This is a genomic window from Gulosibacter sediminis, from assembly GCF_014904065.1.
In the GTDB taxonomy this organism is placed as follows: Bacteria; Actinomycetota; Actinomycetes; order Actinomycetales; family Microbacteriaceae; genus Gulosibacter; species Gulosibacter sediminis.
Map to the genome: position 1 here is coordinate 49315 of NZ_JACXJG010000007.1, position 21670 is coordinate 70984.

Below are 21670 nucleotides of genomic sequence, written 5' to 3' on the forward strand. Positions count from 1 at the left end.
GGCCGGCTACGGCAGGGGGATCGCGCCGCGCAGCGTTGCCAGATCGTCAACGGGCTCGGATGCGGTGCGCTCGACGAGCTCGCGGGCGAGCTTCACCGAGTCCCACACGTTCCAGAGCAGCACACCGCGCACGTGGCCCGCGTCATCGACGTAGTAGACCACGCCGGTTGTGAGGTCGGGGGAGCCGTCGTCGCCGGTCGCATAGTCCTCGACCACGGTATGGCGGGTGTCGAGCTCGCCGACGGCCTCGTAGCCGTAGTCGTACATGTCCGACCAGAAGAACGGGGTGGTGCGGTACGGCTTGCCCGCGCCCGCCATGTTGCGGCCGGCGAGCTTGCCCTGGGTCTCGGCGGCGTTGGCGTGCTCGACCCGGCGCTCACCGAGCCGGGCATCGGGGTAGCGGGCGGCGTCGCCGGCCGCGAAGACGTCGGCCGCGGATGCGCGCAGCTGCTCGTCGACGATGATGCCGTCGTGCACCGTGAGCCCGGCCGCTTCGGCGAGCGAGGTGCGCGGGGTCACGCCGACGCCGACCACGACGGCATCGGCCGGGAGCTCGGAGCCGTCCTCGAGCGCGACGGTGACGCCGTCATCCGTCTCGCGCACGCCCTTGAGTCGCCCGGTGATGACCTCGGCGTCGTGCTTGCCGTACTCGGCGGTGACCGCCTCGGCGAGCGCGGCGGGAAGCTGGTGCGCGAGCGCCGGCACGACACTCGCGACGAGCGTGACACGCACGTCGTTCACCGAGAGGACGGCCGCGACCTCGCTGCCCACGAAGCCGCCGCCGACCACGACGATGTGGGCGCCCGGCGCCGCGAGCTCGCGCAGGCGCCGGTAGTCGCTCACGGTGCGGTACTCGATCACGCGCGGTCCGGGCTCGATGCCGTCGACCACGCGCGGCTCGGCGCCCGTTGCGAGCAGCAGCGTGCCGTAGCCGACGCGGCGGCCATCGGCGAGCTCGATCTCGTGCGCCTCCGGGTGGATTGCCGCGACCTCGACGCCGAGGTGGATGCGCGTGCCCGCGTCGGGCGCCGACTCCGAGCCCTCGGCGCCCGAGATCATGAGCGAGGCCTCGAGCGTCGCGTCGGCGTCAACCCAGAGCGTCTTCGAGAGGTCGGGACGATAGATGGGCGCCGCGACATCGGCCCCGAACATGCCGATCGTCGTGTCGGGCGATTCCGCCCGGATGCCCGCAATGGCCGAGGCGCCCGCCATGCCGGCGCCGACAATGACGTGGTCGTAGCGCGCGGCAACCTCGTCGGTGTGGACACCTATCGCGGTCGCGTCGAGGCGCGAGGCCACGCTGTCGCCTGACGCTGCATCGGCGGACCGAGCGTCCGGCGCACCCGCTGCGCCTGCGCTATCGAAGTCTGCTGCGGTGCTTGCTTGCTCGGTCATGACGCTCCCTTGTGCGAATCCCGTCACACCGGCGCCCGACGCGTCGGCGACGGAGCCGAACGAGCGGCCCCGCTACCCCGCATCCTAGGCAGGCGGGCCCGACCGGCCCTGGACGCGCATCCGGCCCATGGGCGTCGCGTTGGGCCCCAAACCGCGACCGAAATCGGCCGAAAACGGGCCCAAACGCAACGCCGACGAGTGCGGAGTGTCAGTGCGGCTAGCGAAGTGTCCAGGGGAAGGCTTGCGCCTTCTCGCTGAGCGCGCCGCCGAGCACCCGCGCGCGGTCGCCCTCGCCGAGCGTCGACGTGATCTCCTGCCCGAGTCCGACGAGCGTCGCAAACGACTCGGGCGTCGCCCACGAAGGCCGCAGACCGAACGCGAGGTCCTCAGTCGCGGTGTTGCCCGACGCGCCGGGCGCGAACGGGCAGCCGCCGAGGCCGCCGAGCGCCCCATCCAGCGTCACCGCGCCAGCCTCGACCGCCGCCAACGAGTTCGCGACCCCGAGCCCCCACGTGTCGTGCCCGTGAAACACGACCGGCAGCCCGCGTCGCTCGACCGCGAGCGCCACTCGCCGCCGCACCTCGGCGGGGTCGGCTTGCCCGAGCGTGTCGGCGATCACGACGTGGGTCGCGCCCTCGGTGCGCGCATCGCCGAGAATCCACTCGAGCCGCTCGATCGGCACGACGCCCTCGAACGGGCACGTGAACGAGGTCGCGATGCAGAGCTGCACCTGGCCGTCCGGGCCGGCGGCGGCAATCGCCTCCGGCATCGCGGCGAGCGACGTCTCGGTGTCGCGGCCGATGTTCGCGNCGGTTGTGCGAATCGGATGCGCTGAAACAGTACTGAAAGCGCGTCGCGCCCGCCGCGCGGGCGCGCTCGATGTGGCGGGGCGTGGCCACCCAGATCCAGCAGCGCGACAGCTCTTGAGGCGTGAGCTGCGCGACAACGTCGAGGGTGTCGGCGACGGCGGGCACGAGGTCGGGCCGTGCCATCGAGCCGATCTCGAGCTCCTCGACGCCGAGGGCGAGCAGCTCGCGCACGAGNGCGACTTTCCGCTCGGTCGGCAGCGGCTTGCCAGTGAGCTGCAGGCCGTCGCGCAGCGTCACGTCACGAATCGTCGGGGTCATCGAATTTCCTCCTCAAGTGCGGCACGTCGTGCCGCATCCCAGCCGAGCCACTCCTCGAGCACCTCGCTCGTGTGTGCGCCGAGGTCGGGGCCCGGATGCGACACCGGCAGCGAGCGCTCGCCGAGCACGGGCACGATGCCGGGCATCACGACGCCCTCGCGCAGCCCGGCGCCGTCGTGAATGTCGAATCGCTGAATCATGTCGCGCGCCGCGAACTGTGGGTCGACCGCGACGTCCTCAGCGGTCGAGATCGGGCCCGCGGGCACGCCGACCTCGTCGAGGATGCGCAGGGCCTCGGCCGCGGTGCGCTGGCCGGTCCACACGCCGATCGCGGCGTCGAGCTCGTCGCGGCGCGCCCAGCGGCCCTCGTTTGAGGCAAGCGTCGGGTCGTCGCCGAGGTCGGGGCGCTCGATGATCTGCATGTAGCGCTTGAAGATGCCGTCGCCGTTGCCAGCGATGACGATCGACTTGCCGTCGCGGCAGAGGTACGCATTCGACGGCGCGATGCCCTCCATGCGCCCGCCCGTGCGCTGGCGGCGTGTACCGTAGGCCGACCAGTCGGCGACGAGCGACTCGGTGAGCGAGAGCACTGCCTCGTTGAGGCCGACGTCGACGAGGCGACCGGCGCTCGCGGGGCGCCCCCGCTCGCGCTCGAGCAGGCGCATCACAGCGCCGAACGCGGCGTAGATGCCCGCGACCGTGTCGCCAATCGAGAAGCCGGTGCGTGCCGGCGGACGGTCGGGGTCGCCGATCATCTCGCGCATCCCGCCGTAGGCCTCGGCAACGGCCGCGAAGCCGGGCTGGGGCGACATCGGGCCGGTCTGCCCGAACGCCGAGATGCGCACAATGACGAGCCCCGGGTTCGCCTCGGCGAGCACGGTGGGCGACATGCCCCACTTCTCGAGCGTGCCCGGGCGGAAGTTCTCGACGAGCACGTCAGCCTCGCGCGCGAGCCCAAGCACCGCATCCCGCCCGTGCGGCGAGCGCAGGTCGAGCTCGATCGAGCGCTTGCCGCGGTTGATCGTGCGGTAGAGCATCGACGTGTCGCCGGCCTCGAGGCGCCATCGGCGCAGCTCGTCGCCGGTGCGGGGTCGCTCGACCTTGACGACGTCGGCGCCGAAGTCGGCGAGGATCTTGCCGGTGGTCGGCGCGGCAATGTAGTTGCCGAGCTCGAGCACCTTGAAGCCGCTCAGCGGCAGGGATGTGTCGGTCATGGCGGGGACTCCTTCGCGACGATTAGAGGAAGACGGAGAGCACGAGCACGCAGCACAGCGCGACGACCGACGACACCGAGACGCCGACGGTGACGCTCTTCAGCGCACCGCGCACCGACTGGCCGAGGAACGACTGCAGCAGCCAGAACGTGTTCGAGGTGACGTGCACCAGGAACAGCGCGCCGGCGCCGGCCGCGAGGCCGATGAGCACGGGGTTGATACCGAGTTGCACGGCGACCGGTGCGAGGATGCCCGCAGCGGTCATCGCCGAAAGCGTCACCGAACCGACGGCGACGTGGAGGATCGCGGCGATCGCCCACACGAGCAGGATGGGAGCGAAGGCGCTCGCGCCGAAGTAGCCGGTGAGCAGGTCGCCGAGCGGGGTCGCCGCGATGACGCCGGCGAGCGCGCCACCGACACCGGTGAGCGCGAAGATCTGGCCCGCATCCTTGAAGCCGTGCACGAGGGTGCGCTCGAGCTCGTCCTTCGGCAGCGCCCAGCGGCAGATGAGCGCGGTGCCGATCACGCCGAGCAGCAGGGCGATCGCGGGCGCGCCGAGGAACTGGATGGCCGGGATCTCGACCTCGAGGATGTCGAGGATTGCACCGGTCGCGATAAGCAGCAGCGAGAAGATGAGCGGGCCGAACTGGGCGAGCAGCGGCATCGTGCGCGAGCGGTCGGCGATCGCGGGGTCGAGCTCGTCGACGTCGAAACCGGTCGTGGTGTCGGCGGGGTAGTCGACGCTGCCGCGACCAGTCGCGACGGGCACGGCACGGGTGGCCCCAGCAACCGAGCGGGCGTGCTCGTGCGCGACCTCTTCGACGACGGTCTCGTCGTCGATCATCGCGAGCTCGTCCTTTTCTGGGTTCCAGAAGCCGGCCTTCATGACGATGGTCATGATGAGCGTTGTGATGAGCACGGTCGGCACCACCACGACGAAGCCCCAGAGCATCATCTGGCCGATCGGAATGCCGAGGGCGGCCGCGATCATCACGGCACCGATACCCGGCACCATCAGCGCGATGCCGGTCTCGAGGCTCACTGCGAAGACGGTGCTCATGATGCCAACGCCGGCCTTGCCGAGGCGCGGAGCGATGCGGCGGGCGAGGGGCGCGGCGATGACGATCATGACGTCGACGAAGATCGTCTGTAGGTACGTGGCGAAGGAGACGGCGATCGCGTACGGCACGCCCTTCGGCCCGAACACTCGCAGCAACGTCTCGACAAGCCGGGAGACAGCGCCGAGGCGGTTGAGCATCGAGCCGATGAGCACGCCCCATGCGATGAGGAGGCCGGCCTCAGCCATGGTTTCGCCGAAGCCGGTCGCCATGGTTTCGACGGTGCCGGATGCGCCGAGCCCGCCGCCGAGGCCGATGGCGGCCGCGCCGATCGCGAGGGCGATGACCGGGTTGACATGGAAACGCACGATGAGCAGCACGACGCCGACGATCGCGACGCCGACCACCGCAAAGATGGACCATTCGGGCATGAGGGAGACCTCTCCGTTGAGGTAGCAGATTCGGGACGTCTCACATCGTAGAGCGATTCCCGCCATGTGGAAACTTCGGGTGCGCGCTGGCTAGGCTGGTGGCATGCAGGAAGCACCGCTGTTGGTGCTCGAGAAGATCACCGCGATCCTCGACGCCTTTTCATTGCGCAACGATGCGCTCACCGCCGCCGACATTCGTCGCGCGACGGGCATCCCGAATTCGACGGCGCACCGCCTGCTCGGCAACCTCGTCGCGAACGGCTTTCTCGACCGCGACGGCGACCTCTATTCGATCGGCTCGCGCATGGCCTACTGGGCCGGCCCGGCCGTGCGCCGCCTCGACATCGTCGACCTGCTCGCGCCCGCGCTCACCGCGCTGCGCGACGAGACCGAAGAGACCGCCGTGTTCTTTCGGGCCGAGGGCCTGTCGCGCGTCTGCATCGGCGTCGTCGAAACCCGGCACGGCCTGCGCCGCGAGATGCGCCTCGGGCGCATCATGCCGCTGCACGTCGGCTCGAGTGCGCGCGTGCTGCTCGCCTGGACGCCGGGCCTGCTCGACGAGGTGCTCGCGCATCCGCTCGAGTCGCTGACGAGCGAGACGATCATCGACCCGGATGCGCTGCGCCGCGTCGTCGACGAAACGCGCGCGCAGGGCGTCGCGATCACGACGGGGGAGCGCGTCGAGGGCGCGNGCGGTATCGCGGCGCCGGTGTTCGACCGCAACGCGACGCTCGTGGGGGCGCTCGGCATCATGGGGCCGACGCTGCGCCTCGACGCGGGCCGCCTCGCCGAGCTCGTCGACCCGGTCGTGCTCGCCGCCGACCGGCTTACCCAGTCGATGGCCGGCCGCGCGCCGTAGCCGCGGCCGCGCCGGCCTCGCCCGCGCCGGCCCCGCCCGCCCCACGGTGTCCCCGACATCCCAGTTTTCNATTGGGGACACTAAGCGGCCCGAAAGCGGATGCGCGGGGCGCGGCAGCGTGTGGCGTCACCCAGCGTGTGGACAGGGGCGCGGTGGCCAGCGCGTGCCGACTAGCATGGGCAGTCGGCAGAAGGAGCGCGATGGCACAGCGAAAAGGCGCGGCGAAGACGAAGTCGCAGAAGGCGACGCTCGTTCCGTGGCGCGAGGTGCGCCCCGCGCCCATCGTGCTCGTCAGCGGCGCTGAGGACTTCTTCGCGCGCGAGGCGACCTTGCTGCTCCGCACCCACCTGCGCACCGAAGACCCCTCGCTCGAGGTGCACGAGTTCAACGCGAAAGAGTATGTGCCCGGCGACCTCAGCACCGTGGTCACCCCGTCGCTCTTCAACGAACCCCGCCTTGTCGTCGTCGACCAGGTGCACGAGGCCGTCGAGGGCTTTATCGAGGAGGCGCTGAGCTTCGTCGCCGCGCCCGTCGACGATACGACCCTCGTGCTGCGCCACAAGTCGGGCAATCGCGGTAAGAAGCTGTTGGATGCGGTGCGCGCGAGCGAGTTCGCGATCGAGGTCTCGTGTCAGCCGCTCAAGGCGAACGACCTCTACGGCTTCCTCCGCGACGAGTTCCGCATGCAGCAGCGACGCGTCGACAACGACGCCGCGCAGGCGCTCATCGCTGCGTTCAACACGAGCCTCGAGGAGCTCGCAGCGGCCGCGCGGCAGCTCATGAGCATTGCGCCCGACACCGACATCACCGCCGAGATCGTCAACCGCTATTACGGCGGTCGCGTCGAAACCACGGGCTTCAAGATCGCCGACTCGACGATCGCCGGGCGCCTCGCCGACGCCCTGATGCTCGTGCGTGCCGGCTTCGACACTGGGCTCAACCCGGTGCCGATCGTCTCGGCGATCGCGATGAAGCTGCGCATGATGGCGAAAGTGTCGGGCCTTGGCGGCTCGGATGCGCAGCTCGCCGGGCAGGTCGGCGCGGCTCCCTGGCAGGTTGGGCAGGCGCGGCGTGAGCTGCGCGGCTGGAGCGATCCCGAGCTCGGGCGCGCGATTCGCCTCACCGCCGAAACGGACTTCATGGTGAAAGGCGGCTCGCGCGACGCTGAGTTTGCGGTCGAGCGTCTCGTGCGCCGCATCGCGACCCGCGACCTCTAGTCGCGCTCCCGGTGGGGCACCCGCGGCCGAGGCTCGCCCCACCGTCTCCTCAGGCAACTCCGATGGCCTATGGATCGTAGGGGTGTTTCATCGCAAACGGCGGGCCAGCGTCATGCAGGCCCCGCCAGAAGACTATCGAGAAGTATCAACGAATCGGAGTAGTCATGAAAGCAGTTGTGTACGAAGGACCGCGTCAGGTCAGCACGAAGGACGTCCCGGACGCGAAGATCGAGCGGCCCACCGATGTGCTGGTCCGCATCACGACGACGAACATTTGCGGGTCGGACCTGCACATGTATGAGGGGCGAACCTCGTTCGAGGAAGGCCGCACGTTCGGTCACGAGAACATGGGGGAGGTCGTTGAGGTCGGTAATGGCGTAGAGAAGGTCAAGGTCGGCGATCGAGTTGTGCTGCCGTTCAACATCTCGTGCGGATTCTGTAAGAACTGCGAACGCGGACTGACCAACTACTGTCTCACCACTCAGCCCGAACCATCATTCGCCGGTGCGGCTTATGGGTTCGCCGACATGGGTCCCTATGGCGGTGGTCAAGCGGAATTGCTCCGTGTGCCGTTCGGCGACCACAACGCGCTGCGCCTGGGCGAGGATGCGCAGGAGCGGGAGAACGACTATGTCATGCTCTCCGATATCTTCCCCACCGGCTATCACGCCACCGAGATGGCTGGCGTGGTCCCCGGCGACAGTGTGGTGATCGCTGGTGCGGGTCCGGTCGGGCTGATGGCCGCCCTGTCCGCGATGATCAAGGGCGCCGCAAAGGTGATGGTGGTTGATCGCCACCCTGACCGTCTCGCACTGGCCGAGGAGATCGGCGCGATTGCTATCGACGACTCCAAGGTCGACCCCGTCCAAGCCGTTCTCGACGAGACGATGGGGCTCGGAGCTGACCGTGGCTGCGAATGCGTTGGCTACCAGGCCCACGATCCTCAAGGCAACGAGGACACTGCCGCCACCCTGAATATGCTCATCAACTCGGTCCGCTTCACCGGGGGGATCGGCACCGTGGGCGTGTTTGTCCCCCAGGATCCCGGGGGCAAGGATGAGCTCGCCAAACAGGGCAAGGCGGCTATTGATTTCGGCACGCATTGGTTCAAGGGCCAGACCATGGGGAGCGGTCAGTGCCCGGTCAAGCGGTACAACCGGCAACTGCGGGACTTGATCGCGGCTGGCAAGGCGAAGCCGTCGTGGATCGTTTCCCACGAGATCTCGCTGGACGAGGCGGCTGATGCGTATAAGAACTTCGACGCCAGGTCCAAGGGGTGGACGAAGGTCCTCATCAAGCCCGGCATGTCGACAGAAACGAAGGCGAGCTGATATGACCGAGACGCTACAAGGCCGGAAAGTCGCGATCCTCGCCGCCGACGGTGTCGAGCGAGTCGAGCTTGAGAAGCCTCGCGAGGCACTGGAGCGGGCGGGTGCCCAGACCGAAGTCCTGTCGATCCATGACGGTGAAATTCAGGCACGTGAGAACGATCTGGATGCGGCAGGCACGTTCACCGTTGACCAGGACGTCGTGGTCGACGGAAACTTGATCACCAGCCGCTCGCCCGAGGACCTGCCTGCGTTCTGCGATACGTTCGTGTCCTCATTCGCAAAAAACTCGACCCACGGAGAGGTGATGTCATGAGTGTGACAAAGGGATTGCTCGTCAAGCTGGAGGCTCTGCCCGGCAAGGAAGACGAGGTCGAGGAATTCCTCGGCATCGGGCGCGGGCTCGTCGACGAGGAACCGGCCACCGTCGCATGGTTCGCGGTCCGTTTCGGCCCGTCCTCGTTCGGGATCTTCGACGTGTTCCCCGATGACGCTGGCCGCGACGCACACCTGTCCGGCGCAGTTGCGGCTGCTCTCGGCGAGCAGACCGGAAAACTGTTCAGCGAGCCCACGATCGAGAAGTTGGAAGTCCTGGGTTCGAAACTTCCTGCCTGAGGCCACAACCTCGTCGAGCGTCACCGGCACCTCACCATCCTTGGCTGCCAAGTCAATGCGGTGAGGTGCCGGTGACGGCGAGTGGGTGTCCGACGCGCGTCTCGGCTTCGCCCACCAGTACCNCCCACCTCGGCCACGACCAGCTTCTCTTCGTCCTCGAACCGCCTAGCGCGGGGATGGGCAGCCCCCGGAAACGACGAACGCCCCGCAACACAGCGGGGCGTTCGAGAAGCCGGGGTGAAGGCGACTAGGCCTCGACGCCGTTCACGAGCTTCGCGATGGCCGACTTGCGGTTCGCGGCCTGGTTCTTGTGAATGACGCCCTTCGAAACAGCCTTGTCGAGCTTCTTCGTAGCGTAAGCAAGGGCGGTAGCGGCCTGCTCCTGGTTGCCGGTAGCGACGGCCTCACGCACGCGACGAATCGCGGTGCGCAGCTCCGACTTGTAGGCACGGTTGCGCTCGGTCGCCTTGCGGTTGGTGCCGATGCGCTTGATCTGCGACTTGATGTTTGCCACGTAACTACTTTCGTGAAGAGAATGAATGGATTCGCCTCGAGCGGGTAGAGGGGCCGCCGTCAGCATCGCGTCGAGTGGGGTACGCGTAAGCCAGCGCCCAACTTTACCAGGAATCCACCCTCACCGCGCCCCTAACTTTCTCGAGCGCGCAGCGCCTCGGGAGGCGCCGCCGGGCACGGGCCGCGGGCCCGCCCCGCTAAACGAACCACCCGACGACGCGCATCCGCACCCAAGAGCATGGGACAATGGCCGGTACCATGCCGAATCAGCCTGAGATCCTGCAGCCGCTCGCGACGCCCGCCGAGCGCATCCGCAACTTTTGCATCATTGCGCACATCGACCACGGTAAGTCCACGCTGGCCGACCGCATGCTGCAGCTGACCGGCTCGGTCGAGGACCGCGTGATGCGCGCCCAATACCTCGACAAGATGGACCTCGAGCGCGAGCGCGGCATCACGATCAAGTCGCAGGCCGTGCGCATGCCGTGGCACACCTCCGAAACCGGCGACTTCATCCTCAACATGATCGACACCCCGGGCCACGTCGACTTCTCGTACGAGGTGTCGCGCTCGCTCGCGGCGTGCGAGGGTGCGATCTTGCTCGTCGATGCCGCACAGGGCATCGAGGCGCAGACCCTTGCGAACCTCTACCTCGCGATGGAAAACGATCTCGAGATCATCCCAGTGCTCAACAAGATCGACCTGCCGGCGGCCGACCCTGAGCGCGTCTCGCTCGAAATCTCGAATCTCATCGGCGGCGATCCGGCCGACGTCCTCCGCGTCTCGGGCAAGACCGGCGCGGGCGTGACCGAGCTGCTCGACCGCATCGTCGAGCGCATCCCGGCGCCGGCGGGTGACAAGGATGCGGCCCCGCGCGGGCTCATCTTCGACTCGGTCTACGACACCTACCGCGGCGTTATCACCTACGTGCGCATGGTCGACGGGTCGATTCGTGCCGGCGAGAAGATCAAGATGATCTCGACCGGCGCGACCCATGACCTGCTCGAACTGGGCGTCTCGGCGCCCGAGCCGAAGCAGGCGAAGGGGCTCTCGGTCGGCGAGGTCGGATACCTCATCACCGGCGTGAAAGATGTGCGCCTGTCGAAGGTCGGCGACACCGTCACCGCCACGAAGAACCCCGCGAGCGAGGGCCTGCCCGGCTACGTCGACCCGAAGCCGATGGTGTTCTCGGGCCTCTACCCGATCGAGGCCGGCGACTACACCGACCTGCGCGAGGCGCTCGACAAGCTCAANTCGAGGATGCGGCGCTGAGTTACGAGCCCGAGACTTCGGTTGCGCTCGGCTTCGGCTTCCGCGTTGGCTTTCTCGGCCTGCTCCACCTCGAGATCATCACCGAGCGTCTCCAGCGAGAGTTCGACATTGACCTCATCACGACGGCACCGTCGGTGACCTACGACGTCGTGACCGAGGACGGCGAGACGCACCACGTGACGAACCCCTCGGAGTTTCCCGAAGGCAAGATCAACGAGGTGCGCGAGCCGATGGTGAAGGCGTCAATCCTTGTGCCGAAGGACTACATCGGCAAGGTCATGGAGCTCTGCGAGCAGCGCCGCGGCCGCCTCGAGTCGATGGACTACCTCTCGGAGGAGCGCGTCGATCTGCGCTACGTGCTGCCGCTCGGCGAGATCGTCTTCNGACTTCTTCGACCAGCTCAAGTCGCGCACGCAGGGCTACGCCTCGCTCGACTACGAGCCCATCGGCGATCAGGCGGACGACCTCGTCAAAGTCGACATTCTGCTGCAGGGCGAGAAGGTCGACGCGTTCAGCGCGATCGTGCACCGCGACGCGGCCTACAGCTACGGCACGATGATGGCCGAGCGCCTGCGCAAGCTCATTCCGCGCCAGCAGTTTGAGGTGCCGATTCAGGCCGCCATCGGCGCGCGCATCATCGCCCGCGAAACGATCCGCGCGATCCGCAAGGACGTGCTTGCCAAGTGCTACGGCGGCGACATCAGCCGCAAGCGCAAGCTGCTCGAGAAGCAGAAGGAAGGCAAGAAGCGCATGAAGATGGTCGGCCGCGTCGAGGTGCCGCAGAACGCGTTCATCGCTGCGCTGTCGGGCGACGTCGAGGAGTCGAAGAAGAAGTAGCGAGGGCGCGAGCGGGCGACGCAGGGTCGCGCGTCACGCGTGCTTGGTACGGTCTGCCGCATGCGACTCGGCATCGATTTCGGCACCACGCGCACCCTCGTCGCCCTCGTCGACCGCGGGAACTACCCGGTGATCGGCGTGGAAGACGCCCTCGGCGACCCGCACGAACACATCCCCTCGGTCGTCGCGCTCGCGGGCGACCGCATGGTCTGCGGCTGGCATGCGCTGGCCCAGCCCGGTGCGCACGCCCGCTCGTTCAAGCGCCTGCTTGGCACTGCGGATGCGTCGGCCGGCACCCCGGTGCCGATCGGCGACGAGACCCGCCCGCTCGGCGAGGTGCTTGCCGCGTTCGCCGCGCACGTCGTCGAGCAGCTGCGCCAGCATCCGCTCGTGCGTGACCGTGAGGCGGCGGGTGACCGCGACCTCGAGGCGGTGGTCGGTGTGCCCGCGAATGCGGGTAACGCGCAGCGCCTGCTCACGCTCGACGCCTTCGCCCGCGCCGGAGTGCACGTGCTCGCGCTCGTCAACGAGCCGAGCGCGGCCGCGTTCGAGTACAGTCACCGGCACGCACGCACCCTGAACTCGCGGCGCACGGACGTGGTCATCTACGACCTCGGTGGTGGCACGTTCGACGCCTCGCTCGTGCGCATCGACGGCGCCGAGCACGAGGTGCGCATGACTTCGGGCGACCCACACCTCGGCGGCGACGACTTCGACGAGCGGCTCGTCGGCCTCGCGCTCGGTACGGGGGAGGACCTCTCGACCCTCCCGAATGCCGAGCGCGAGCGGTTACTCGCGGAGGCCCGCACTGCGAAGGAGCGGCTCACCCCGCAGACCCGACGCCTGCTGCTCGAGCGGGGTGACGACGATGTCATCGTGCTGGTCTCCGACTTCAACGAGGCGGCGACGCCGCTCATTGAGCGCACGATCGCAGTGATGGCGCCGAGCATGGCCGCCTCGGGCGCCGAGTCCGGCGATCTCAGCGACTCCGACATCGCCGGCATCTACCTCGTCGGCGGAGCGAGCGCCCTGCCGCTCGTGCCCCGCCTGCTGCGCGAGCGCTTCGGCCGGCGCGTGCACCGTTCGCCGTACCCGGCCGCATCGACCGCGATCGGCCTGGCGATCGCCGCCGACGCGAAGTCCGACTACTGGCTGCGCGACCGCTCATCGCGGGGCATCGGCGTGTTTCGCGAGCGCGAGGGCGGCCGCGCAGTCGACTTCGACGTGCTCGTCGAGGCGGGCGACGCCGTGGCCGGTGCGACGACGACGCGCGAGTACCGGGCCGCGCACAACGTCGGCTGGTTCCGCTTCGTCGAATTCACCCGCGGCGCCTCGGGCGTCGGCAACCTCACGACGCTCGCCGAGGTGCTCGTGCCGTTCACCGATGAGCTCGCTGCGCAGGACCGCGCGGCAGACGGCGCGCTTGCGCGAGTGCCGGTCGAGCGCCGCGAGGGCGGCCCGCTCGTGCGCGAGGAGGTGTCGATCGATGCGAACGGCATCGTCACGATCACCCACGACATCCCGGAGCTCGGGCTGCGCAAAGCCTCGCGGTTGCGCCGTGACGCAAGCTAGCGAACCGGCTCGAAGTTCGGCAGGCCCGAAGCTAGACGCGCACCCCGACGATGTCGTGTGGTGGGCGCCCCGCCAGCTCGCCGCGCTCCTCGAAGTGCGTGAGCAGCCGCCCCTCGTAGCGGGGTGCGAAGCCGCCGCGCTCGGGCTCGCGGTCGGCCGGATCCGGTCGCTCGCCGGCGTGTGGGTTCGTGAAGAACTCCGAAGCCTCGATGACGTCGCGCATCTGCCAGGCGTAGTTCTCCCAATCGGTCGCGAGGCGCCACGTACCGCCCGGCTCGAGCACGCCGGCAATCGTCGCGGCGAAGAGCTCGTTCACGAGGCGGCGCTTGTGGTGGCGCGCCTTGCGCCAGGGGTCGGGGAAGAAGGTCCACACCTCGTGCGCGAGCGGGTTCGCCGAATTCGGATGCGCGGGGTCGCGGTGNCCCGGTCGTGCGCCCGGTGCCGTCGACGCCGACGCCGTAGCCGCCCTGAACATCCTCGTCGACCTGCGCCACCTCGAGGCCGAACACGATCGGCAGCGCCTGCGCCGCATCCGCTTCGATGACCCGCACGTTCTCGACGCCCGCGCGGGCGAAGTTGCCGACGCAGCGTGCTGCGCCTGGGTGCCACGCCTCGAAGGCGAGGAAGTTCCAGTCGGGGTGCTGCAGGGCCGCGTGGGTCAGCTGCTCGCCGTTGCCGGGGCCGATCTCGACCACGAGGGGCGCCTCGCGACCGAACTCGGCGTTGAGGTTGATGCGCGCATCCGCGGCGATCGTGGCGATCGTCGGGCCGGCCGGGAAGTCGATGAGGTAGCGTGGGCCGTGCTGCTCAAGCACCTCGTCGAAGTCGCGCGACATCCGGTTGTGGCCGCGCATCGAGAATGAGCGCACGCGAAACTTCGCGCGCGAGCTCGCCGACGACTTGCCGGTGCCGGCGTTCTCAGCGGTCTCGGGCGTCGATTCGGTGGCGTCAGGCTGTTCTGGCATGACACCTATTGTCGCGGTAACACGCACGGGCGCGAACCCGGCACGGCGAGCCGCCCCACCACACCCGACCCCGCCGCATGTTTCCGGGGGCGGACTCGGCCAGAGACCTCCGCACGCGGTACCCTGGATGCCGTGACTGCAGTAAATCCCTTCGGCCAGGTTCTCGTCGCCCTCATTACCCCAATGGACCACGACGGGGAAGTTGCATGGGACGACGTCGAGCGCCTCGTCGACCACCTCGTATCTCACGGTGCCGACGGCATCGTCGTCTCCGGCACGACCGGCGAGACCTCGACGCTCACCGACGCCGAGAAACTGCAGCTCATCAAGGTCACGAAGTCGGTGGCGAACGGCCGCGCAAAGGTGATTCAGGGCGGCCCCTCGAACGAGACCGCCCACGCGATCCAGCTCGCAAAGCAGTCGGCCGAGGCCGGCGCCGACGCCGTCATGGCGGTCACGCCCTACTACAACAAGCCGACGCAGGCGGGCCTGCTCACGCACTTCCGCATGGTTGCCGACGCGACCGACCTGCCGATGATCGTCTACGACATCCCCGGCCGCGCGGGTGTGCCGGTGAAGCGTGAGACCATTCAGCGCCTGGCGAAGCACCCGAATATCCTCGCGGTGAAGGATGCCAAGGGCGACCTCGCCGAGGTGTCGCAGGTGCTCAACGAGACCGACCTGCTCTATTACGCAGGCGACGACGCCATGGCGCTGCCCGAGCTCGCGATCGGTGCGACCGGCCTCATCGGGGTGACCGCGAACATCGCGCCGCAGCCGTACCGCACCATCATCGACGCCGTAAACCGCGGCGACCTGGCCACGGCGACCGCCGAGCACAAGCTCCTCGAACCACTCGCCCGCGCGACGATGACGCACATCCCCGGCACCGTCTCGACCAAGTACATCCTGCACGGCCTTGGCCGCATCTCGACGCCCCGCGTCCGCCTGCCCCTCGTCGGCCCGGAGGAGTGGGAGGCCGAGATGATCGAGAACGACATCGCCAAGGTGCAGGGTCTCCACGGCATCGACTTTTCCAACTTCCGCCCGGATCGCAACGCCGCCGCCGGTGGCGCTCTGCCGAAGATTGCGGGCACGACGCGCTAGGCGTCATCCCACTGCGACCGCGCCCGCCGGGCCATCCCGCGCATCCTGCGGTTGCCAAACCGACAGGTAACTATGTCAAACGAAATAACCGAATCAATTCCGGTGCAGCTGCCCCCGCTCGCCCGAGACACGATGCGGATCATCCCGCACGGCGGCCTCGGTGAGGTCGGTCGCAACATGACGTCGTTCGAGCTCAACGGCAAGATCTTCATCATCGACGTCGGCGTGCTCTTTCCCGAATCGACGCAGCCCGGCGTTGACCTGATCCTGCCCGACATCGAGATCATCCTCGACCGCCTCGACGACGTCGTGGGCATCTTCCTCACTCACGGCCACGAAGACCACATCGGCGGTGTGCCGTACCTGCTCAAGCGCAAGCCCGACATTCCCCTCATCGGCTCGCCGCTTACCCTCGCGCTCGTCGAGGCGAAGCTCAAGGAACACCGCATCACGCCGTACACGCTGACGGTGCACGAGGGCGACGTCGAGGAGTTCGGCCCGTTCCGTGCGGAGTTCTGGGCCGTGAACCACTCGATTCCCGACTCGCTCGGCGTGCACGTCACGTCGAAGGCCGGCAGCTTCATCCACACGGCCGACCTCAAGATGGACCCGACGCCGATGGATGGGCGACTCACCGACATGCGCGCACTCAGCCGCTTCGGTGAGCAGGGCGTCGACCTGTTCCTCTGCGACTCGACGAACGCCGAGGTTGCGGGCCACTCGGGCTCCGAGATGTCGGTCGCCCCGGCGATCAACGAGGCCGTGCGCACGAGCACGGGCCGCGTCATCGTTTCGAGCTTCGCGAGCCACATTCACCGCGTGCAGCACGTCATTAACGCTGCTGCCGCGAACAACCGCAAGATTGCACTCGTCGGCCGCTCGATGGTGCGCAACATGGGCATCGCCCTCGACCTCGGGTACCTGCACGCGCCCAAGGGCGTCATCATCGACTACAAGAAGGCGCTCGACCTGCCGCGCGACCGCGTCGTGTTCGTCTGCACCGGCTCGCAGGGCGAGACGCTCGCCGTGCTCAACCGCATCGCGCAGGGCGACCACGCGATCGAGGTGGGGGCGGGCGACCGTGTCGTGCTTGCCTCGAGCCTCGTGCCGGGCAACGAGGTGCCCGTGTCGAACATGATCAACAACCTCATGAAGGCTGGGGCCGACGTAGTGCACAAGGGCAACGCCCGCGTGCACGTTTCGGGTCACGGCTTCGCCGACGAGCTCCTCGCCGCGTACAACGTCATCAAGCCGAAGTACGCCATGCCGGTTCACGGCGAGTTCCGCCACCTCACCGCGAACGCGAACATCGCGGTGAAGTCCGGCGTCGAGCGCGACCACACGATCGTCACCGAGAATGGCGGCGTCATCGACCTCGCGGGCGGCGTGCCGAAGAAGGTCGGGGAGGTACCGGTCGGTTTCGTCTACGTCGACGGCAAGACCGTCGGCACCGTCACGGAGGACGACCTCAAGGACCGTCTCGTGCTCTCCTCCGAGGGCTTCATCTCGATCTACACCGTGATCGACCCGGCCACCGGCAAGATCATCGCGGGTCCCGAGTTCCACGCTCGCGCCTTCGCGCCCGACGACCGCGTGTTTGAGCCGCTCGTGCCGCAGGTGCGCAAGGCGCTCGAGGATGCGCTCGACGACGGTGTGCGCGACACGTACCGCCTCTCGCAGGCGGTACGCCGCGTCGTCGGCCGCTGGGCCGGCACGAAGCAGCGTCGCCGCCCGATGATCGTGCCCGTCGTCACCTTCGCGAACACCGGCGAATAACCCTCGAAGGGCAATTCTTGGCCACTCCGTGGTAGTGCCGGGGCGTAGTTGCGCCTCGGCACTACCCTGGTAGTTATGCCGAATACTGCCTCCAACCGTGGGAAGAAGGGGTCCGGGTCCAACTCCACCCGCTCCCGCGGCACCGCGAAAAACGACACCAAGGTCCAGTTCACCAACGAGGAACTGGGGCTCGGCGCGCGCGCCTGGAACGGTTTTGCCCACAGCATGGGCGGGGCCGCCCGGGCGCTCGGACGCGACACCCTCGCGAAAGAAGACCGCCGCGACACCTTCCCGACCGCCCTCGTGCTGCTCGGCATCATCGGCGGCGTCACGCTCTGGTTCTTCCCCGGCAACGTCATCGCCGAGAACCTCAACGCCTTCAGCTTCGGCGGACTGTTCGGCCTCGTTGCCTACGCGATGCCGGTTGTGCTCGTTGGCCTCGCGCTCTGGCTCTACCGGCACCCCGCATCCGTCTACGACAACGGGCGAGTGTTCACGGGGCTCGCGATGGCACTGTTCAGCGCCGCCGGCATCTGCCACCTCCATGCGGGCCAGCCGCAGCCGGCCGAGGGCATGCCCTCGCTCGCCCGCGCCGGTGGCATCTTCGGCTGGATGGTCGGCGGCTCGCTCGGCTTCATCATCACGATCATCGGCGCGACGATCGTGCTCGCGCTTATCTTCGTACTCTCGCTCTTCGTACTGACGAAGACGCCGCCGAGACAGCTGCCGTCGCGCATCGTCGAGGGCTGGAACTGGCTCGTCGGCGCCGAACGCTCGGCCGAGGCGAAGGGGCAGGATGTCCCCGCAGCGCAGGAGGAACCAGCCCGCAAGCCCGCCGACGACGACGTGCCGTGGTGGCGCCGTAACGACACCGGGCGCGAAGAAGACCCGGCCTACGACACGCCGCTCGTCGACCCGAGCAACCGCGAGGGCAGCGACGCGACGAAGGTGCTCGACACCGAGGCGAAGGGCCGTAAGGGCCGCAAGCGCCGTCGCCGCGACGACGAGACCGAGGTGCTCGGCCTCGACNTGTTCGATGAGGTGCAGGCGCCCACCGACGGCTCGGCGCCGCAGGACTTTGGCGTGCCCGCCCCGCTCGAGAACCCGACCGAGGTGCTGCCGCCGATGCGCGGCGACACCGCGCCGATCCCTGAGACTCCGAAGCGCACTGCGCCCGCCGCTGCCGCCGCAGCTGCACCCTCGGCTCCAGCGCCGGCCGCGTCGAGCGAGCCGAGCGAGGCCGACGCGCTCGCGGCGGTCGAAGAGGACGAGACAGCGAACTGGGACACCCGGGCCGAGCCGAGCGACGAGCAGGTGGCCTATCAGCTGCCGGCCACGCGCATCCTCGAACGCGGCGAGGCGCCGAAGTCGAAGACCGAGGCGAACGAGTCGACCATTGAGGCGCTCAACCAGACCTTCAAGTCGTTCAACGTCGACGCCCAAGTGACCGGCTTCTCGCGCGGCCCGACCGTGACGCGCTATGAGGTCGAGGTCGCGCCCGGCACGAAGGTCGAGAAGGTCACGAACCTCTCGAAGAACATCGCCTACGCCGTGCGCTCGAACCAGGTGCGCATCCTCTCGCCGATTCCCGGCAAGTCGGCGATCGGTATCGAGATTCCGAACACCGACCGCGAGACGGTGCAGCTCGGCGACGTGCTCGCCTCGCAGAAAGCGCTCAAAGCGCACCACCCGATGACGATTGGCGTGGGCAAAGACGTCGAGGGCGGCTTCGTGCTCGCGAACCTCGCGAAGATGCCCCACCTGCTCGTCGCCGGTTCGACCGGTTCCGGTAAGTCGAGCTTCGTGAACTCGATGATCGTCTCGCTGCTCATGCGATCGAAGCCCACCGAGGTGCGCATGGTGCTCGTCGACCCGAAGCGCGTCGAGCTCACGCCATACCAGGGCGTGCCGCACCTCATCACCCCCATCATCACGAACCCGAAGAAGGCCGCCGAGGCGCTCCAGTGGGTCGTGAAGGAGATGGAGATGCGCTACGACGACCTTGAGAACTTCGGGTTCCGGCACATCGACGACTTCAACGCGGCGATCCGCGCGGGGCAGGTCGAAGTACCCGAGGGGTCGAAGCGCAAGCTCAAGCCCTACCCGTACCTCCTCGTCGTCGTCGACGAGCTCGCCGAGCTNTGATGGCCGCGCCACGCGACGTCGAGGACTCCATCGTGCGCATCACGCAGCTCGCGCGCGCCGCGGGCATCCACCTCGTGCTCGCGACGCAGCGCCCCTCGGTCGACGTCGTCACCGGCCTCATCAAGGCGAACGTGCCCTCGCGCCTTGCCTTCGCCGTGACGAGCTCGACCGACTCCCGAGTGATCCTCGACCAGACCGGTGCCGAGACGCTGATCGGTCAGGGTGACGCGCTGTTCTCGCCGCAGGGCTCGAAGCCGATTCGCGTGCAGGGCGCGTGGGTGAGTGACAAGGAGATTCACCAGGTCGTCACGCACGTGAAGTCCGAGGCGAAGCCCGAGTACCGCGCCGACGTCACGGCGCCAGCCGAGAAGCGCGAGATCGACTCCGACATCGGTGATGACCTCGAGCCGCTGCTCGCGGCCGCCGAGCTCGTCATCACCTCGCAGTTTGGCTCGACCTCGATGCTGCAGCGCAAGCTCCGCGTCGGCTTCGCGAAGGCCGGGAGACTCATGGACCTGCTCGAGTCGCGCGAGATCGTCGGCCCTTCTGAGGGCTCGAAGGCGCGTGACGTGCTCGTCGCTCCGGATCAGCTCGCCGAAGTGCTCGCGATGCTGCGCGGTGACGGTCCGCCGCCGGCGGCGCCCTCGGGCGACGACGATGACGCCGACCCGTACGGCGACGACCCGATCGAGGCGAAGTACGAGGGCCTTGAAGAGGTCGAGTCCTCCGAATCCGAAGACGCATGGGAGCTGACCGGTCGTGACTGACCCCCGCAACGCCGCCGAGCGGCCCCGCATCTGGCGACGCGGCGACGGGCCGGTGAGCCCCTGGGCGGTGCCCAACCTCATCACGATGGTGCGCATCCTCTTCGTGCCCGCGTTCGTGTGGGTGATGCTCGCGGATGCGGGCGAGCACGGCGCCCTGCGCTGGGTTGCGCTTGCGCTGTTCGTCGTCGGCATCAGCTCGGATGCGGTCGATGGCCACCTCGCGCGCAGCCGCAACCTCATCTCCGACCTCGGCAAGCTGCTCGACCCGATCGCCGACAAGGCGCTCACCGGGGCGGCACTGATTCTGCTCAGCGTGCTCGCCGAGCTGCCATGGTGGGTGACGATCCTCATCCTCGTGCGCGAGCTCGGCATCACCGTCTGGCGACTCATCGAGGCCCGTCGTATCGTGCTGCCCGCCGGTCGCGGCGGCAAGCTCAAGACCGTCATGCAGGCGGTTGCGATCTCGCTCGCGATCGCGCCGTTCCCGGCGCTGCTCGGCGACTGGATGCACTGGGTGAACGGCGCGTTTATGTCGGCCGCGTTCGTTCTCACCATCTGGTCGGGAATCGACTACCTCGTGCGGGCATACTGGCCAAAGAAGCACGACGGTGGCGCACCGTCGGCCACGACAGTGGGGGAGCAGGCATGAGTGATTCATCCTCGAGAGACGATGCGACCCAGCCAGTCGACACCGAGCAGGCCGGCTACTGGGAGGCCGAGGTGATCGACCCGATCAACGTTGAGGGCGGCGCGCAGGCCGTGCCACTGCCCGAGGGTGCCGAGGCTGAGGCGGCCGCTGCCGCGCCTGCTGGCGACGCCCCGGTCGACGACGCGATGCCGCCACTGCCCGCGGTGCCCGCCGAGATTAACGTGATCCCGGCGCAGACCGCTGAACTCGGGCAGGTGCTTATCGAGGCGGGCCTCACGATTTCGGTCGCCGAGTCGCTCACCGGTGGTGAGCTCGCGGCCGAGCTCGTGCGCGTGCCGGGCATCTCGGCGTCGTTCCAGGGCGGCACCGTCGCCTATCAGTTCGCGGCGAAGCGCGAGCTGCTCGGCGTCGAACGCTCGCTGCTCGCGGCGGCCGGCGCCGTGCATCCCGAGGTCGCGCAGCAGATGGCCGCGGGCGTGCGCAAGCAGTTCTCGTTCAAGGGCGAGAAGCCGGTCGACATTGGTATTTCGACGACCGGCGTCGCCGGCCCCGAGCCCGCCGACGGCCAGCGGCCCGGCACGGTGTTCGTCGGCATCGACTCGATCTTCGGCGACCGCGTCGTGCAGCTCGACTTCAGCAACCTCGTGCGCGACGACGACCCGGTCGGCTCGCGCCACCGCATCCGCATCGCCACGGTCGAGGCCGCGATCTTCAATCTGCTCGAACACCTGGCCGAAGCGCCGCGACGCTGAAGATTTTCCGAGCGAGCTGACGTGATCGGGAATGCGCACGATCAGTTCACGGTTGTACACTTCATGGTTCG

At 68.4% G+C, this 21670-nt stretch carries 16 protein-coding genes and 4 pseudogenes; 12 read left to right on the forward strand and 8 right to left on the reverse strand.

The genetic code is table 11. From position 1 onward, the window contains the following. Positions 1 to 6 precede the first annotated feature (6 nt). From ID132_RS04200 to ID132_RS04215, 5 genes and pseudogenes are all read right to left on the reverse strand, one after another. Positions 7 to 1299 carry an NAD(P)/FAD-dependent oxidoreductase gene (locus ID132_RS04200; protein ID WP_193127928.1) on the reverse strand — a complete coding sequence of 431 codons (1293 nt, stop codon included), beginning with the start codon at positions 1297 to 1299 and terminating at the stop codon, positions 7 to 9. Positions 1300 to 1612: 313 nt separating this feature from the next. Next, positions 1613 to 2164 carry a beta/alpha barrel domain-containing protein gene (locus ID132_RS04205; RefSeq protein ID WP_413229347.1) on the reverse strand — a complete coding sequence of 184 codons (552 nt, stop codon included), beginning with the start codon at positions 2162 to 2164 and terminating at the stop codon, positions 1613 to 1615. A gap of 64 nt (positions 2165 to 2228) precedes the next feature. Continuing rightward, positions 2229 to 2522, reverse strand: a pseudogene (locus ID132_RS14655) (hydroxymethylglutaryl-CoA lyase); the annotation flags it as partial. Continuing rightward, entirely contained in the window at positions 2519 to 3736 is a 1218-nt protein-coding gene (locus tag ID132_RS04210) for a CaiB/BaiF CoA transferase family protein (protein ID WP_193127929.1), read from the reverse strand. The pseudogene ID132_RS14655 and the gene ID132_RS04210, both read right to left, overlap by 4 nt. A 22-nt stretch (positions 3737 to 3758) precedes the next feature. Next, complete coding sequence (locus ID132_RS04215) at positions 3759 to 5225, reverse strand: GntP family permease (RefSeq protein ID WP_125107214.1); 1467 nt, start codon at positions 5223 to 5225, stop codon at positions 3759 to 3761. Between the two features lie 103 nt (positions 5226 to 5328). On the opposite strand from ID132_RS04215, the gene ID132_RS04220 reads away from it, so the two are divergent. The 5 genes from ID132_RS04220 to ID132_RS04240 all read left to right on the forward strand — a co-directional run bounded on the left by ID132_RS04220 (position 5329) and on the right by ID132_RS04240 (position 9244). Further along, complete coding sequence (locus tag ID132_RS04220; protein ID WP_193127930.1) at positions 5329 to 6084, forward strand: IclR family transcriptional regulator; 756 nt, start codon at positions 5329 to 5331, stop codon at positions 6082 to 6084. Between the two features lie 200 nt (positions 6085 to 6284). Further along, positions 6285 to 7301 (forward strand): DNA polymerase III subunit delta, encoded by a 1017-nt coding sequence (gene holA / locus ID132_RS04225; protein WP_125107216.1) that lies wholly within the window; start codon positions 6285 to 6287, stop codon positions 7299 to 7301. Between the two features lie 164 nt (positions 7302 to 7465). Then, entirely contained in the window at positions 7466 to 8632 is a 1167-nt protein-coding gene (locus ID132_RS04230; RefSeq protein WP_125107217.1) for a glutathione-independent formaldehyde dehydrogenase, read from the forward strand. 1 nt (position 8633) lies between these two features. After that, positions 8634 to 8945 carry a DJ-1/PfpI family protein gene (locus ID132_RS04235; protein ID WP_125107218.1) on the forward strand — a complete coding sequence of 104 codons (312 nt, stop codon included), beginning with the start codon at positions 8634 to 8636 and terminating at the stop codon, positions 8943 to 8945. Beyond that, positions 8942 to 9244, forward strand: coding sequence for a putative quinol monooxygenase (locus tag ID132_RS04240; protein WP_125107219.1), 303 nt, complete (start codon positions 8942 to 8944; stop codon positions 9242 to 9244). The genes ID132_RS04235 and ID132_RS04240 overlap by 4 nt, the downstream gene beginning before the upstream one ends. Before the next feature lie 247 nt (positions 9245 to 9491). On the opposite strand, the gene rpsT is transcribed toward ID132_RS04240, so the two are convergent. Continuing rightward, entirely contained in the window at positions 9492 to 9758 is a 267-nt protein-coding gene (gene rpsT / locus ID132_RS04245) for a 30S ribosomal protein S20 (protein WP_125107220.1), read from the reverse strand. Between the two features lie 257 nt (positions 9759 to 10015). Here rpsT and lepA point away from each other — a divergent pair. Beyond that, positions 10016 to 11866 (forward strand): annotated as a pseudogene (gene lepA / locus ID132_RS04250) (translation elongation factor 4). Between the two features lie 60 nt (positions 11867 to 11926). Next, positions 11927 to 13438, forward strand: coding sequence for an Hsp70 family protein (locus ID132_RS04255; RefSeq protein ID WP_193127931.1), 1512 nt, complete (start codon positions 11927 to 11929; stop codon positions 13436 to 13438). A 31-nt stretch (positions 13439 to 13469) separates the two neighbouring features. Here ID132_RS04255 and ID132_RS14300 read toward each other — a convergent pair whose 3' ends face one another. Continuing rightward, on the reverse strand, positions 13470 to 13754 hold the full coding sequence (locus ID132_RS14300; RefSeq protein ID WP_328743671.1) for a class I SAM-dependent methyltransferase: 285 nt from the start codon (positions 13752 to 13754) through the stop codon (positions 13470 to 13472). Positions 13755 to 14001: 247 nt separating this feature from the next. Next, positions 14002 to 14403: pseudogene (locus tag ID132_RS14305) on the reverse strand (class I SAM-dependent methyltransferase); the annotation flags it as partial. Positions 14404 to 14535: 132 nt separating this feature from the next. Here ID132_RS14305 and dapA point away from each other — a divergent pair. The 5 genes and pseudogenes from dapA to ID132_RS04285 all read left to right on the forward strand — a co-directional run bounded on the left by dapA (position 14536) and on the right by ID132_RS04285 (position 21599). After that, on the forward strand, positions 14536 to 15510 hold the full coding sequence (dapA, locus tag ID132_RS04265; RefSeq protein WP_193127932.1) for a 4-hydroxy-tetrahydrodipicolinate synthase: 975 nt from the start codon (positions 14536 to 14538) through the stop codon (positions 15508 to 15510). A 72-nt stretch (positions 15511 to 15582) separates the two neighbouring features. After that, positions 15583 to 17286 carry a ribonuclease J gene (locus tag ID132_RS04270; protein ID WP_193127933.1) on the forward strand — a complete coding sequence of 568 codons (1704 nt, stop codon included), beginning with the start codon at positions 15583 to 15585 and terminating at the stop codon, positions 17284 to 17286. A gap of 75 nt (positions 17287 to 17361) precedes the next feature. Continuing rightward, positions 17362 to 20198, forward strand: a pseudogene (locus ID132_RS04275) (FtsK/SpoIIIE family DNA translocase). After that, positions 20191 to 20847 (forward strand): CDP-diacylglycerol--glycerol-3-phosphate 3-phosphatidyltransferase, encoded by a 657-nt coding sequence (gene pgsA / locus ID132_RS04280; protein ID WP_125107226.1) that lies wholly within the window; start codon positions 20191 to 20193, stop codon positions 20845 to 20847. The pseudogene ID132_RS04275 and the gene pgsA overlap by 8 nt, the downstream one beginning before the upstream one ends. Beyond that, positions 20844 to 21599 (forward strand): CinA family protein, encoded by a 756-nt coding sequence (locus ID132_RS04285; RefSeq protein WP_235988289.1) that lies wholly within the window; start codon positions 20844 to 20846, stop codon positions 21597 to 21599. The genes pgsA and ID132_RS04285 overlap by 4 nt, the downstream gene beginning before the upstream one ends. Positions 21600 to 21670 lie beyond the last annotated feature (71 nt).